This window comes from Alistipes megaguti, assembly GCF_944320325.1.
In the GTDB taxonomy this organism is placed as follows: Bacteria; Bacteroidota; Bacteroidia; order Bacteroidales; family Rikenellaceae; genus Alistipes; species Alistipes megaguti.
In genome coordinates this window covers 19354-34372 of the sequence record NZ_CALUHA010000027.1, presented here as the reverse complement: position 1 = coordinate 34372, position 15019 = coordinate 19354, and the positions used below count along the sequence as shown (strand labels likewise).

Below are 15019 nucleotides of genomic sequence, written 5' to 3'. Positions count from 1 at the left end.
CAACTCCCGTTAGTGTTCCGGAGGCGGGTTCTGTCGAGCAACCTACTTTATGGTAAAATTTCTCCGGACAGCAGTGTCGTTATATAATATAATACGAAAATACGATACGGAGGTACTATGATATCTGAAAGTATTTTCATTCCAGTCGGAGAGAGTGCAGCGTTTGAAGTGTCTTCGTGAAGAGCAAGTGCCTTACGAACAAGAACATGAGCGGAGAGTTGCGCCCCATTTGAACGAAATGCCAATACGGTATAACCGGAACAAACGCCAAGAAGGCGATCTCACAGCGCAACAAACTCATCCCGACCATATCAGCAGGGATAAAAGAGGAAACGGAATGAGCGGTTTCATGTCGGTCCGGTCGGGGGGGGGTAAGGCGCAACGGCTCGCGCGACCGCCTTCCGGTTGAGACAGTACGTCGGGATTGTCCCGGAAATACACTCTCGATGCATAATGCGCGGTCGTATTTGTCCGCTGTGTCCGGAAATCGGAAATCGTCTTCATCAACATAGCGGACAAAGCCGCAGCCTTTACCTCAATTGGGACAACGGATTCTGCTTCCCGAACGGTTTTTCCGGAGAGGAAAACCGTACTCACTTATGACCACGCGGATTTTCGTCGTTTGCACACTGCCCTTTTGCACAGAACCCGTCCGTTTTGCCGTCCGGAAATGCAAGGTGTAACCGGTTTGCCCGGACAGAGTCTGCGATACGTCCTGTGGTCAGCCTTCTCCAGACGAAGGGCTCCGGCTGGCAGCTGTCGCTGAAAGATAAAGAAAATTTTACAGATATCCAATCCGCACATCGCTCCTCGCACTTGCCGGCACCACGCATTAACGGGGTTATTCACTACGTATGGAAAAAAGAAGGAGGACAAGCATCACAAAGAGAACGACCCCAAGAAGCCAACGATAGGCTTTCGGATCTAATATATTCAATAAATAATTTCTTCGGGCTCCTCCCGGTCGAGTATAGGTCTATTCCCAATCACAGATGACGCCGATGAGTCAGCCCAAGAGAATGGTTACAGACAGTAAAAGGGCATAGTTGATATTCTCGGGCATTATGCCGGCGAAGAGTTCATTGACGCTACAGGATATCAAGTTCTCATTCATTAAGTTTTGTTTATTCAAAAATAATCATTCTTTATGATTTTTTAAATGTCTCAAAGCGTGGAAATATTCTTATTTCTAACAGCTAAAAATCATCCGATCAAATTTTCTCTTATCAGGGCTTGAGAGAAGAACTGACAAAGTTTCAGAAAGTCCTTCAAAACAAAGAATTCTTTGTTTTTGGATTGTCTGCATGGGAAAGCAAAAAACAACTGGCTGCTGGTGCCCAAATCGGTGGCCGTCTCCCGATGTCTGAACCGTTCACCGAATAAGCGTTTAACTGTTCGTAGAGAAGCGCCCGGCACCAAAAAACTTGATTTTACTACAGGACTGCCCGATATGGCCCGATGCAGACTTGATCTTCAGCGGATCTACTGAAACGAAAAAAAGCGCACCGATCTTGTAAATGGTCGGTGCGCCTTTTGAGGTTTAGCGCGTGCGCGGAATCAGCTGTTCTGCGGGGCCTGATTTTTCTCGAGCCACTGCAGACGCCGCTGATCGGGCAGGTGCTTGATCGAGAACTGCTCGAAACGGGCCGTGAAGCCGTCTCCATCGGGGCATGCACCCATGATTCCGACCATGACGGGATGGTTGTCCTGCAGCCAGGCGTTGCGCATGAGCGTGTACTCCTTGTCGTCGAACGAGTAGAAGATCTCGACGGCGTCCAGCCGGCGTACGGCCTTGATCCAGACGTGTTCCACGGGTTTGTCGAGCGAGATGATGCTCCAGTCGCTGGTGTGGTGCGTGACTACGCAGCTGAGGTTGTACTTTCCGTCGACGAATTCGATACCGGCCTTGATGTAGTTTTCGTGGTCGAGACGCAGCATGAGTCCCGACTGGTCGAATCGCGTGCGGTAATCGCCCGAGATGCAGACCTTGACTTCGAATTCGCCGCCGCGGAGCGTGTAGAGGAACGGGGCGTCATCGACGGTGAATCCGTAGTGCGAGATTCGCCAGTAGTCGGTCTGGGGGGTTACCTCCATGATGAGGGCATTTTTTTCGATTTTCCAGATTTCGGGTTCGTTGAACCATTGCATTTTTTCGAGGGATTGAGCCATACCGGGGAGTGACGCGGCGAGCAGGAGCCCGCAGGTGAGGAGTAATTTTTTCATTTTTTTTCTGTTTTGATACAGGTTTGTCTGTTGATTGTTTTTGTTGGGGGCGGCGATGTCGTTTTCGGCCTTTTTGGAGGACAAAAGTGCCGGACGATCCCCAAATCATCATCGTTTTTTGTACTTTTGCAAAGGTAGGGCTCTGTGCCCTGTCGGACAATGCTTATAAATAACCATTTTGAGACACGGGGAAAAGATGAATACCGTTACGCAACTGATCCGGGAGTTTTCGGCGCAGGACTTTTCGCAGGAGCCGTCCGCGGACCGGCTGTTGGCGGCCAGCCGCGCGATGGCGGATCATTACGCGCGGATGGAACAGGCCATCGTGGTTTTGAGTGATCTGCGGGCCAATACAAGCCGTATCTGGTACGGTGGATTTTCGCGTACGCTGGGTTTGGCGAGCCCGGGGGAGCCGCAGGAGGTTTCGTCGATCTGGGAGGAGGAGATCTTCCGGCTGATCCACCCCGACGATCTGGCGCGCAAGCATCTGCAGGAGCTTTGTTTCTTTCATTTTATCAAGAACCAGCCTCGCCGGCGACGCGGCGACTATTGCCTGATGAGCCGGCTGCGGATGAAGACGGCCACGCACGGTTACATGCCCGTCCTGCACCGGATGTTCTATATCGCGGATCCGGTGCATGCTGCGCAGCGGCTGGCCATGTGTCTTTACGGGCCTCTTTTTTTCGAGATGCCTTCGGCGTGCCTGGTCGTCGATTGGATCGACGGCCATACGGAGGAGCTGGAGGTGCCGCGTACGTCGAAGATTCTCTCGCCCCGTGAGACGCAGATTCTGCGACTGATTGACCGGGGGCTGACGAGCAAGGAGATCGCCTCGATGCTCAGCATCAGCATCCATACGGTCAGCCGCCACCGGCAGGAGATCCTCGGCAAGCTGCAGGTGAAAAACTCCATCGAGGCGTGCCGCCTGGCCAAGAATCTGCGGCTTCTTTGAGTGCACCCTGAAGGCGCAGTCCGGAGGGGCGATGGACATATACCACTGTCTGGTTGCGGTGCCCCTCCCCTCGGGTGCCCCTCCCTCTTTCTTTTCCTTCCCCTGCCTTCCTCATCCCCTCTTTCCGCTGCCCCTCTCCCCTCTCCCCTCTCCCCTCTTTCCGTAGCAGTCCGGATTCGGCCGCCAGGTTGATTCTGCCTTCTTTGCCGGTATTTTTGCCTCTGTCGGCCGGAAATTCGTTTCGATCGGACTTGCCTCTTTTGAGACATATTCTGTGGGGATCTGAACTTTTTTATGTATATTTGTAAAATTTTTGAGTTCTGGTTCGGACCGAATGGATCTCCGGGCGGATCAAAAATCACACTGAATGAAGGAATGATACAACCGTTGGAACTGGATCGTGTCGAAAAGCTGCTGTTTTCCGACGCAAAGATAGATCTTGCCGAACTGCCTCTCGACGAGGTGAAAAAATGTTATGAATTTCTGCGTGAATTCTCTGCGGAGAAGGTGATCTACGGAATCAATACGGGTTTCGGGCCGATGGCGCAATGGCGTGTCGATGACCGTTATCTGGAGGATCTGCAGTACAACATCATCCGCAGCCACTCGACCGGTGCGGGCACTCCGCTGCCTGACCTGTATGTCAAGTCGGCGATGATCGCCCGGTTGGGGACGCTGCTTCAGGCCCGTTCAGGAGTCCATCCCGAGGTAGTCGAACTGCTTGCCGAGTTCATCAACCGCGACATCATCCCCTTCATTCCCGAGCACGGCAGCGTCGGAGCCAGCGGCGATCTGGTCCAGCTGGCCCACATTGCGCTGACGCTCATCGGCGAAGGCGAGGTCCACTGGCGGGGTGCATGGCGTCCGGCGAGCGAGGTGCTGCGCGAAAACGGCCTGCGACCCATGCGGATCCACATCCGCGAGGGGCTTTCGATCACCAACGGAACCTCCGTAATGACCGGTATCGGGATCGTCAACCAGTTCTACGCCGAGCGGCTGCTGGACTGGGCAACGCTGGCCACGGTGATGATGAACGAGATTGCCGCCTCGTACGACGACTTCATGGCCGAGGGGCTGAACGAATGCCGCCGCCACGAGGGGCAGCAGGTCATAGCCTGGCGCATGCGCCGGTTGGCGGAGGGTGGAAGGCGGATGCTGCGCCGCGAGCATGAGCTCTACAGCGGCGGCCACAGCGACGTGAAGACCTTCGACAGCCGCCACAAGGTGCAGGCCTACTATTCGCTGCGGTGTGCGCCGCAGATTCTGGGTCCGGTCTACGAGACGCTCCAGGCCTCGCGCCGCATTCTGGAGGAGGAGCTCAACTCGGCGTGCGACAACCCGATTGTCGATCCCGAGCGGCGGAACGTCTTCCACGGGGGCAACTTCCACGGCGACTACATTTCGCTCGAGCAGGACAAGGTGAAGATCGCCATGACGCGTGTGGCGATGACCGCCGAGCGGCAGTTGAACTACCTGTTCCATGACCGGATCAACAACATCCTGCCGCCGTTCCTGAATCTGGGGACGCTGGGGCTCAACTACGGGATGCAGGCGTGCCAGTTTACGGCCACGTCGACCACGGCCGAGTGCCAGACGCTCTCGATGCCCAACTACGTGCACAGCATACCGAACAACAACGACAACCAGGATATCGTCAGCATGGGGACCAATTCGGCGCTGCTGTGCCGGCAGGTGATCGAGAATGTCTTCCAGGTGATGTCGATCCACCTGATCGCCCTGGCGCAGGCGGTCGACTGTCTGGAGATCCGCGATGCGCTGGCTCCGACCTCGCGTCGGGTCTACGACGATGTCCGGGCGATCATCCCGCGCTTTGTCGAGGATGCACCCTTCTACAAGCAGATCGCTCAGGTCGAGGCCTATCTGAAGAACCATCCGCTCAAACTGGAATAAGCGAACAAGATGAAATACGCATTGGTAACGGGCGGCTCCCGGGGATTGGGACGCGCCATCTGTCAGCGATTGGCGGCCCAGGGGTGGCCGGTCCTCATCAACTACCAGTCGAACACGGCGGCGGCCGAAGAGACGCTGCGCACGATCACCGAGGCAGGTGGAGTGGCCGAACTGCTTCCGTTCGACGTATCGGATCCCGATGCCATCGAACGGGCGCTGGAGACGTGGAGTGCCAGCCACCCGGACGATTACATCGCCGTGCTGGTCAACAACGCCGGCATCCGGCGTGACAACCTGCTGATCTTCATGCAGAACGAGGAGTGGCACCGGGTGCTGGACACGACGCTCAACGGCTTTTTCTACGTCACGCGGCGCCTGCTGAAGGAGATGCTGACCCACCGCTGGGGACGGATCGTGAACATGGCCTCGCTGTCGGGTCTGAAGGGGATGCCGGGACAGACGAACTATTCGGCGGCGAAGGCGGCGCTGATCGGGGCGACGAAGGCGCTGGCGCAGGAGGTTGCGCCGCGCAAGGTGACGGTCAATGCCGTGGCTCCGGGCTTCATTGAGAGCGACATGACGAAGGATCTCGACCAGGCGACGCTCAAGAAGCTGGTTCCGGCTGGACGTTTCGGGCGGCCGGAGGAGGTTGCGGCGCTGGTCGCGTTTCTGGTCTCGGACGATGCGGCCTACATCACGGGCGAGACCGTCTCGATCAACGGCGGTTTATACACTTGACAAATAGATAAAAAAGCATACGAACACAGATGGAACGACGAGTCGTCATAACGGGCATGGGCATCTGGTCCTGCCTGGGACAGAATCTGAATGAAGTGAAGGAGTCGCTTCATGCCGGGCGATCGGGCATTGGCGTGGAGAAGGAGCGGCTCGAATACGGCTACCGCTCGGGGCTGACGGGACTTGTCCCGCGGCCGCAGCTCAAGGGGGTCCTCGACCGCCGCATGCGGGTGGGGCTCTCAGAGGAGGCCGAATATGCCTACATGGCCTCGCGGCAGGCCTTCGAACAGGCCTTGATGGACGATGCCTACCTGCATGAGAACGAGGTGGGCATCCTCTTCGGCAACGACTCGTCGGCCAAACCGGTCATCGAGGCGGCGCGGATCATGGACGAGAAGCACGACTCGGCGCTGTTGGGGTCGGGACTGATCTTCCAGTCGATGAACTCCACGGTGACGATGAACCTCAGTACGATTTTCCACCTTCGGGGGATCAACTTCACGGTCAGTGCGGCATGCGCCAGCGGCTCGCATTCGATCGGACTGGGCTACCTGCTCATCCGTCAGGGGCTGCAGGACGCCGTGCTGTGCGGCGGAGCGCAGGAGGTCAACTACTACTCGATGGCGACGTTCGACGCTCTTGGGGCCTTTTCGGTGCGGATGGACGAGCCGACGAAGGCCTCGCGACCGTTCGACCGCGACCGTGACGGACTGATTCCGAGCGGCGGTGCGGCGGCGCTGGTGCTCGAGGAGTACGAACATGCCCTTCGGCGGGGCGCGCCGATTCTGGCCGAGGTGTGCGGCTACGGCTTCTCGTCGAACGGCGGGGGGATCTCGCAGCCGAGCGACGACGGTTCGGTGACGGCCATCCGGCGGGCGCTCGACGCGGCCGGCATGCAGCCCGACCAGATCGACTACGTGAACGCCCACGCCACCTCGACGCCGCAGGGCGACATGTACGAGGCCATTGCGCTGGACCGGGTCTTCCGCGGCACGCACGCCCTGATCAGCTCGACCAAGTCGATGACGGGTCACGAGTGCTGGATGGGCGGAGCGAGCGAGATTGTCTACTCGACGCTGATGATGCAGCATAACTTCGTGGCCCCGAACATCAACCTGGAGCATCCCGACGAATACGCGGCCAAATTGAATCTGACGGCCGTTACGGTTGATACGCAGGTCGATACGGTGCTCTCCAACTCGTTCGGCTTCGGCGGGACGAACAGTGCGCTGGTTATCCGCAAGGTCAAATAACGCCGCGACGATGAAACTCTTCCCTGACTTGGAAAAGCGCTATGCGCACGAACAGCTGACGGCCCGCGAGGCGCAGCGTGCGGCGCAGTTCATCGCCTTCGGACCGATCGTCTTCGAGGTTTCGCGGCTGATGGTGAAGTTCGGCATCCTGGAGCTGCTGCGGGACAGCGACGGGGGGCTGACCCTCGGGGAGATTGCCCGCCGCACGGAGCTTTCGGAGTATGCCGTACGGGTGCTGCTCGAGGCGTCGCTCTCGATCGGGACGGTGCTGGTCGACCCCGAGAGCGACCGCTTCACCCTTTCGAAGACGGGCTGGTTCCTGCTGACCGACGCCTCGACGCGTGTCAATCTGGATTTCAACCACGACGTCAACTACGAGGGGTGGTTCCGCCTGGAGGAGTCCCTTCGTGAAGGGCGCCCGGCCGGACTGGAGCACTTCGGTCCGTGGAAGACAGTTTACGAGGGGCTTTCGCAACTGCCTGCGGAGGTGCAGCGGAGCTGGTTCGGCTTCGACCACTTCTATTCGGACCATTCGTTCGACGAGGCGCTGCGGGTGGTCTTTTCGCGGCCGACGCGTCAGCTGCTCGACGTGGGCGGCAATACGGGACGGTGGGCGCTGCGGTGCGTGGCCTGCGATCCGCAGGTCGAGGTGACGATCATGGACCTTCCGCAGCAGCTGGAACTGATGCGCCGGGCGACGGCCTCCGAGCCGGGTGCGGATCGCATCCATGGCTACGGCTGCAACCTGCTCGATGAGTCGACTCCCTTCCCGACCGACCGGCCGTACGATACGATCTGGATGAGCCAGTTTCTGGACTGCTTCAGTGAGGAGGAGATCCGTTCGATTCTCGGCCGGGCGTCGCGCATCATGACCGACGCGACGCGTCTCTGCATCATGGAGACCTTCTGGGACCGGCAGAAATACGAGACGGCGGCGATGTGCCTGACGCTGACGAGCCTCTACTTCACGGCCATCGCCAACGGCAACAGCCGCATGTACCATTCGGATTCGATGCGGCGGCTGGTCGAGTCGGCGGGTCTGGAGGTGGAGACGATCCACGACTTTCTGGGTTGGGGCCACAGCATCATGGTTTGCCGGAAAAAACAGTAACAAGAACAAAGACAAGTCTACTTACTTAATTGATATGGAAAGAAAAGAGATTGAAGAAAAGGTCAAGGCGTTTCTGATCGACGAACTGGAGGTCGACGAGGAGAAGATTGCCCCGGATGCGCTTCTGAAGGAGGATATCGGCATCGACAGCCTGGATTTTGTCGACATTGTGGTGATCGTCGAGCGGACGTTCGGCTTCAAGATCAAGCCCGAGGAGATGGGCGGGGTGAAGACGCTGAGCGACTTCTGCGACTATATCCAGAGCAAGTTGGGCGACAAATAGCCGGTAACGATGGAGCCTGAAGCGACCCATACCCCGATGGCCCGTGTTTCGACGCCCGAGTGCCCGACTGTACCCGAGTGCTCGACTGAGCCCGAGTCCCCGACTGAGCCTGAGTCCCCGATTGAGCCCGAGTCCCCGACGGCGGCTGAGGCCTCGGCGCACGAGGCGTGGCAGGGCCATACCGACGGGCGTCCGTGGATGCTGCGATCGTTGATCGTGCTGTTCCGCCGCGTGCCCGTGCAGGTGCTCTACGGGGTCATGGGGGTGGTTGTCGTCTTCTACATGCTCTTCAACCGGCGGGGTTACCGTGCGAACCGGGACTTTTTCCGGCGTCGTATGGGCTACGGCCGCTGGCGGACGCTGCGATCGGTCTACGCGAGCCACTACCGCTTCGGCCAGGTGATTCTGGACCGTTTTGCCGTCTACGCCGGCCGCCGCTTCGAGGTGGAGATCGAACACAACGAATACTACCGCGAACTGGTCACGCGCCCCGGGGGCTTCATCATGGTGAGCTCCCACGTCGGGAACTACGAGCTGGCCGGTTATACGCTTCACCCCGAGGAGAAACGCTTCTACGCGCTGGTCTATGCCGGCGAGAAGCAGACCGTCATGCAGAATCGGGCAAGATGCTTCGCCGGAAACAACATCGAGATGATTCCCGTTTTGAGGGACATGTCCCATCTGTTTGCGGCCAACCGGGCGCTGCTGGACGGGGATATCGTCGGGATGCCGGGCGACCGGCTGTTCGGATCGCAGAAGAGTGTGGTCTGTGACTTTCTGGGGGCTCCGGCCCGCTTTCCGCTGGGGCCGTTTGCGCTGGCCGTGCAGCGGGAGGTTCCGATGCTTTCGATCTTCGTGATGAAGGAGTCGGCGAAGCGTTACCGGATCTTTGTCCGGCGAATCGACACGGGCGACGCTACCCTGCCGAAACGCCGCCGCATGGAAGCGTCGGCGAGGTCGTTTGCCGCTCAGCTGGAGCAGATTGTGCGTCGTTACCCGACGCAATGGTTTAACTATTACGATTTTTGGGAACAGCCATGACTTTCGAAGAGATCGACATCCTTGATTTGATACCCCAGCGGCCGCCGTTCGTGCTGATCGACCGCCTGACGGCCTTCGACGAAGCGCGGACTGAGACCCGCTTCACGGTTCGGGCCGAGCACCTGATGTGCGAATCGGACCGGCTGCAGGCGGCGGGTCTGATCGAGAACATCGCCCAGACGTGTGCCGCACGGTTGGGCTACATCAACCTGCTGCATGCCGAGCGGGTGAAGCTGGGTTTTATCGGGGCGATCCGCGATCTGGAGATTCTCCGGCTGCCGCGGTGCGGGGAGACGCTGCACACGACGACCTGGAACCTCGAGGAGGTTTTCCGCATGATCCTCGTGCGGGCCGAGGTTCGCTCGGAGGGCGAACTGCTGGCCACGGCGCAGATGAAGATCGCCGTGAGTGAAATCGACGCCCAAAATTGACCGACGATGAAAAGCGATCGCAAAATCACGAAGGAGCTGGTGGCCTCGAAACATTTCGAGGTGCGTTTCAGCGAGGTAGACTCGATGAACATCGTCTGGCACGGCTCCTACCCGCTCTACTTTGAGGATGCGCGGGAGGCCTTCGGCGCCAAATACGGACTGGGCTACATGGATATTTTCGGCCAGGGCTACTATGCGCCGCTGGTCGAGCTGTCGTTCAAGTACAAGTCGCCGATCGTCTACGGCATGTCGTGCCGGGTCGACATCCACTACCGCCCGACCGAAGCCGCCAAGATCGTCTTCGACTACGAGATACGCCATGCCGAGACCGACGAACTGCTGGCCACGGGCCACAGCGTGCAGGTCTTCATGGACAAGGAGTACCGGCTGGTGTGGATCACGCCGGAATTTTACGCACAATGGAAAGAGCGCTGGAACATGAACTGATCGTCCGCGCGGGCGACTGCATCCTCTCGCCGCTGGGCATGGACACGGCGTCGACCCTGCGGGCCGTAGTGGCCGGGGAGTCGGCGTTGCGCCGTTACGAGGGGTTGTGGAATCTTCCGGAGCCGTTCGTGGCATCGCTGCTCGACTTCGGGGCGGTCGACCGTGCGCTGGCCGACCGTTACGGCGCTGAGCGGCTTCGGGGCTATACCGAATTCGAACGGATGTCGATTCTTTCGGCTGCGGGGGCGCTGGACGAGGCGGGAATTGACCCGTCGTCGGATCGGGTGCTCTTCTTCCTCTCGACGACGAAGGGCAACGTGGCGCTGCTGGAGTCCGACAACCGCTACCGGGAGGAGGTGCTTCCCGACTGGTCGGCGCGCCGGATTGCCGCATTTTTCCGCAATCCGAATCCGGCGACGGTTGTTTCGAACGCCTGTACGTCGGGTGTCTGCGCCCAGATTGCGGCCATGCGGGCGCTCTGGAGCGGGCGTTGCGACCATGCGGTGGTGATCGGCGCCGACCGGCAGTCGCGCTTCATCGTCTCGGGGTTCCAGAGCTTCAAGGCCCTCTCCGCGGAGCCGTGCCGGCCCTTCGACCGACGCCGGACGGGGCTGAATCTGGGCGAGGCGGCCGCGACGGTCGTCTATAGCCGCCGGCGGGCGGAGGAGCTCACCGACCGGGAGTGGGTCGCCTGCCGGGGAGCCATCCGCAACGATGCCAACCACATCTCGGGCCCCTCGCGTACGGGCGAAGGCTCCTGCCGCGCGCTGAAGGCCGTGTTGCAGGGAGTCGATCCGGCGGAGCTGGCCGTAGTCAACGTACACGGCACGGCTACGCCCTACAACGACGAGATGGAGTCGATCGCCCTCGACCGGGCCGGTCTTGCGCAGGTGCCGGTCGATGGTCTGAAGGGCTATTTCGGCCATACGATGGGGGCGGCCGGCGTGTTGGAGTCGGTGCTGACGATGCACGCTCTCGATGCGGGGCTGGTGCTTGGCACGCGGGGATACGGCGAATGCGGCGTATCGCGTCCGCTGCGGCTGACAGCCCGGCATACGGCGACGACGCGGAGCTGTTTCGTCAAGCTGCTTTCGGGATTCGGCGGGTGTAATGCCGCGCTGCTCTTCAAACGGGGAGGAGGCCTATGCTGACGATTCGACGATGGGTGCGCATCACCCCCGCGGGGGCGGTGGTCGACGGGGTTCCGGTTCGCCTCGAACCGTCGGAAGATCCGCTGCTGGTGGCCCTCTACCGCCAACGGGTGGGCGGCTATCCGAAGTTTTTCAAGATGGATCCGCTGTGCCGGGCGGGTTTCATCGCCTCGGAGCTGCTGCTTGCCGGCGAGCCGTCGCGATTCGAGCCGCGCGAGGATCGGGCCGTGGTGCTCTTCACGCAGAGCGGGTCGTTTGCCAGCGACAGCCACTACGCGCAGACGATTGCCGATGCGGCGGAGTACTACCCCAGTCCGGCGGTCTTCGTCTATACGCTGGCCAACATCCTGACGGGCGAGATTGCCATCCGCAACAAGTACTACGGCGAGACGTCGTGCTACCTGCTCCGACGCGACGAGACGGCGACGCTGGCGGCGACGCTGCGCGAGACGTTTCTCGATGCGGGAACGCACGAGGCGCTTTGCGGTTGGGTCGACAGCCGGGATGCGGCGCATTTCGAGGCGGTGCTGTTCCTGGTCGGGGAGGCTCCCGATGGGCTGGAATGGAGCGAAGAGAATATTTGCAGAATTATGAATGACAAATAGTTGATAAAGGTTATATAAAGTTATGGAAGAACTTGTTTTGGAACTCAAGAACGCCATCATCGAGGCGTTGAATCTCGAAGAGGTGAAACCCGAGGATATCGACAACGATGCCCCGCTGTTCGGCGACGGACTGGGGCTGGATTCGATCGATGCGCTGGAGTTGATCGTGCTGATGGAGAAGTGCTACGGCATCAAGCTGCAGGATCCGGCCGCCGGACGTGAGATCTTCCGCAGCATCAATGTCATGGCCGACTACATCGCCAAACACCGCACGAAGTAACCCGCTCAGACCATGAACGAACCGATCTGGATCACGGGTGCCGGAATCGTCTCGGCGATCGGTCTGGACAAGGCCGCAACGCTCGATGCGCTGCGGCACGGCCGGACGGGCATCGGGACGATGCACCACCTGCGGAGCGAACACCGCGAATTCCCGGTCGGCGAGGTGCAGCTCTCCGACGAGGAGCTTGCGGCCCGCCTGGGAATCGCTCCCGGAACGCCGACCATCCGCACGGCCCTGCTGGGGATGCTGGCCCTCGGGGAGGCGCTCGACGAGGCCCGGCTGACGGAGGAGGAGCTTCCGCATGCGGCCTTTGTCTCGGGGACGACCGTCGGCGGCATGGACCGCAGCGAATGCTACTATCCGGACTTCCTGGCCAACGATTCGCGGAACGTCTACATCGCCATGCACGACTGCGGCGCCTCGACGGAGCTGATTGCCGATCGGTTCGGCCGTTTCGGGTTTGTCGCCACCCCGTCGACGGCCTGTTCGTCGGCGCTCAATGCCATCATTCTGGGAGCCAGTCTGATCCGTAGCGGGGAGTTCGATATCGTGGTGGCCGGGGGCAGTGAGTGCCTGACGAAGTTCCACCTGAACGGGTTCAATGCGCTGATGATCCTCGACCGGGAGCCGTGCCGGCCGTTCGACGCCACGCGCGCCGGACTGAATCTGGGTGAAGGAGCCGCCTATGTGGTGTTGGAGCGTGCTTCGTCGGCCCGTCGGCGGGGCGTTGCGGCCCATGCGACGCTCGACGGCTGGGGCAACGACTGCGACGCCTTCCACCAGACGGCCTCGTCGCCCGACGGCGAGGGGGCCTTCCGGGCCATGCGCGATGCGCTGGCCGATGCAGGGCTCGGCCCCGAAGCGGTCGATTACGTCAATGCCCACGGTACGGGCACGCCGAACAACGACGCCAGTGAAAGCGCGGCGTTGCGACGGTTGTTCGGCGACCGGGTGCCGCCCTTTTCGTCGACGAAATCCTTCACGGGCCACACGACCAGCGCCTCGGGAGCTATCGAGACGGTGATCTGCCTGCTGGCGCTGCGGCATCAGTTCCTGCCGGTGAACCTGAACTGGCACGAACCGATGGAGGAGGGGCTCCGCCCGGTGGTGGAGAGCCGCCCGCAGGGGAAGATCCGCCACGTGCTGTGCAATTCGTTCGGATTCGGCGGCAACGATTCGTCGCTGTTACTTTCAAGAAAGGAGGAGGAGTCATGAGACGCATCTATATCCGGGCTGCGGAACAGATTTCGCTGCAGCAGCCTCTGAGCGAGGCCTGGATGGAGTCGCCCGTGCGGGTCGACGCGCCGTGGGCCCCGGCTCAGGATCCCGATTTCAGGGCGTGGCTCTCGGCGGGCGAAAGCCGCCGGCTGGGGCGCATCCTCAAACGGGCGCTGGTGAGTCTGCTGACCATTGTCCGCAAGACGGGCGTCGAACATCCCGATGCGATCTGTGTCGGCACGGGACTGGGCTGCATGGTCAATACGGAGCGGATTCTCGAAACGCTGTGCAACGAGGGCGAATCGATGGTCAGCCCCACGCACTTCATGCAGTCGACCCACAATACGATCGCCTCGCTGCTGGCCATCCACACGCGGTCGCACGGCTACAACATCACCTATTCGCACAAGGATCTCTCGTTCGATCTGGCGCTGCTGGATGCCTGGTTGCAGTTCCGGCAGGGGCGGATTCATACGGCCGTGGTCGGCGGATACGACGAGTTGACGGCGTCGTACTACACGCTGTTGCGGCGTATCGGCTATCTGGGTGCCGAGGGCGAGGGCCCGGGGGCGGAGGCTGCGGCAACGCTGCTCCTGACGGATGATCCGAGCGATGCGCTGTGCGAACTGGCCGGTCTGCGGATCCTCTACCGGCCGGGCAACGGGGAGCTGCACGAAGCGCTCGACCGTCTGCTGGGCGAGGCGGGAGTTGCCCGCGATGCGCTTTCGGGCGTGGTGACGGGCGTCAACGGCCATCGGGCCAACGACGCCTTCTACGAGCGATTCACCGCGCAGCTGCTGCCCGGCGTCCCGACGCTGCATTACAAACACCTCTTCGGAACGAGCTACACGGCCCCGGCCTATGCCCCCTACGTGGCGGCCCATTGTCTCCACCGGGGCGTTATTCCGCCGACGCTCGTCTGCGGCACTACCCCGCTGCGCGACGGAGCGCCGCAGACGCTGCTGCTGGTCAACCAGCGCGACGGCAAACAATGGTCCCTTCAACTGCTTCGGAGCGTATGTGGAAACTGATCTCACTGGCCTTCGTGCAGTCGGTCCTGATGGTGGCCAGCCAGCTGCTGCAGAAGATTGCCGTCACCCGCGCGGGGGATTTTTCGTGGAGCTGGGGCTGGTTCTACCGGTTCTTTGCCAACTTCTACATGATCGGCAGCGGCGTGTGCTTTGCGGCCACGGCCTTCTGCTGGCTGTACCTGCTGAAGCGCTATCCGTTCAGCATGGTCTACCCGATGTTGAGCCTGGCCTACGTGATGGGAATGCTGGCGGCCATGCTCTTTTTTCACGAACAGATTCCGCTGACCCGTTGGATCGGCATTGCGCTGATCATGACGGGCTGCGTATTGATAGCCAGATAA

At 60.5% G+C, this 15019-nt stretch carries 16 protein-coding genes; 15 read left to right on the top strand and 1 reads right to left on the bottom strand.

The genetic code is table 11. The features are described from left to right. Window positions 1–1557: 1557 nt before the first annotated feature. Entirely contained in the window at window positions 1558–2223 is a 666-nt protein-coding gene (locus PUQ42_RS07915) for a DUF1349 domain-containing protein (protein ID WP_273372689.1), read from the bottom strand. Window positions 2224–2419: 196 nt separating this feature from the next. Here PUQ42_RS07915 and PUQ42_RS07910 point away from each other — a divergent pair, with 196 nt between their 5' ends. The 15 genes from PUQ42_RS07910 to PUQ42_RS07840 all read left to right on the top strand — a co-directional run bounded on the left by PUQ42_RS07910 (window position 2420) and on the right by PUQ42_RS07840 (window position 15019). After that, window positions 2420–3175: a helix-turn-helix transcriptional regulator gene (locus tag PUQ42_RS07910; RefSeq protein ID WP_273372687.1), complete on the top strand. Its 756-nt coding sequence runs from the start codon at window positions 2420–2422 to the stop codon at window positions 3173–3175. Between the two features lie 375 nt (window positions 3176–3550). Beyond that, window positions 3551–5086 (top strand): flexirubin biosynthesis tyrosine ammonia-lyase FlxA, encoded by a 1536-nt coding sequence (gene flxA / locus PUQ42_RS07905; RefSeq protein ID WP_273372684.1) that lies wholly within the window; start codon window positions 3551–3553, stop codon window positions 5084–5086. Window positions 5087–5095: 9 nt separating this feature from the next. Further along, on the top strand, window positions 5096–5824 hold the full coding sequence (flxB, locus tag PUQ42_RS07900; RefSeq protein WP_273372681.1) for a flexirubin biosynthesis SDR family reductase FlxB: 729 nt from the start codon (window positions 5096–5098) through the stop codon (window positions 5822–5824). 29 nt (window positions 5825–5853) lie between these two features. After that, window positions 5854–7077 (top strand): beta-ketoacyl-[acyl-carrier-protein] synthase family protein, encoded by a 1224-nt coding sequence (locus PUQ42_RS07895; RefSeq protein WP_122120753.1) that lies wholly within the window; start codon window positions 5854–5856, stop codon window positions 7075–7077. 10 nt (window positions 7078–7087) lie between these two features. Continuing rightward, window positions 7088–8188 (top strand): FlxJ family methyltransferase, encoded by a 1101-nt coding sequence (locus PUQ42_RS07890; RefSeq protein WP_273372677.1) that lies wholly within the window; start codon window positions 7088–7090, stop codon window positions 8186–8188. Window positions 8189–8222: 34 nt separating this feature from the next. Next, a complete protein-coding gene (locus PUQ42_RS07885) occupies window positions 8223–8471 on the top strand; it encodes an acyl carrier protein (protein WP_122120755.1) in 249 nt (82 codons plus the stop codon). A 9-nt stretch (window positions 8472–8480) separates the two neighbouring features. Continuing rightward, entirely contained in the window at window positions 8481–9512 is a 1032-nt protein-coding gene (locus PUQ42_RS07880; protein ID WP_273372675.1) for an LpxL/LpxP family acyltransferase, read from the top strand. Continuing rightward, window positions 9509–9943: a hotdog family protein gene (locus tag PUQ42_RS07875; RefSeq protein ID WP_273372672.1), complete on the top strand. Its 435-nt coding sequence runs from the start codon at window positions 9509–9511 to the stop codon at window positions 9941–9943. The genes PUQ42_RS07880 and PUQ42_RS07875 overlap by 4 nt, the downstream gene beginning before the upstream one ends. Window positions 9944–9949: 6 nt before the next feature. After that, complete coding sequence (locus PUQ42_RS07870) at window positions 9950–10390, top strand: acyl-CoA thioesterase (RefSeq protein ID WP_273372669.1); 441 nt, start codon at window positions 9950–9952, stop codon at window positions 10388–10390. After that, window positions 10363–11541: a beta-ketoacyl-[acyl-carrier-protein] synthase family protein gene (locus tag PUQ42_RS07865; protein ID WP_273372667.1), complete on the top strand. Its 1179-nt coding sequence runs from the start codon at window positions 10363–10365 to the stop codon at window positions 11539–11541. Before PUQ42_RS07870 ends, PUQ42_RS07865 begins: the two co-directional genes overlap by 28 nt. Then, complete coding sequence (locus PUQ42_RS07860) at window positions 11535–12146, top strand: hypothetical protein (RefSeq protein ID WP_273372663.1); 612 nt, start codon at window positions 11535–11537, stop codon at window positions 12144–12146. The genes PUQ42_RS07865 and PUQ42_RS07860 overlap by 7 nt, the downstream gene beginning before the upstream one ends. 22 nt (window positions 12147–12168) lie before the next feature. Continuing rightward, entirely contained in the window at window positions 12169–12426 is a 258-nt protein-coding gene (locus tag PUQ42_RS07855) for a phosphopantetheine-binding protein (RefSeq protein ID WP_273372659.1), read from the top strand. Between the two features lie 12 nt (window positions 12427–12438). Next, a complete protein-coding gene (locus PUQ42_RS07850; RefSeq protein WP_273372656.1) occupies window positions 12439–13644 on the top strand; it encodes a beta-ketoacyl-[acyl-carrier-protein] synthase family protein in 1206 nt (401 codons plus the stop codon). Next, window positions 13641–14678, top strand: coding sequence for a beta-ketoacyl synthase chain length factor (locus PUQ42_RS07845; protein ID WP_273372653.1), 1038 nt, complete (start codon window positions 13641–13643; stop codon window positions 14676–14678). Before PUQ42_RS07850 ends, PUQ42_RS07845 begins: the two co-directional genes overlap by 4 nt. Then, window positions 14666–15019, top strand: a complete 354-nt coding sequence (locus PUQ42_RS07840) for an EamA family transporter (RefSeq protein ID WP_273372650.1) — start codon at window positions 14666–14668, stop codon at window positions 15017–15019. Before PUQ42_RS07845 ends, PUQ42_RS07840 begins: the two co-directional genes overlap by 13 nt.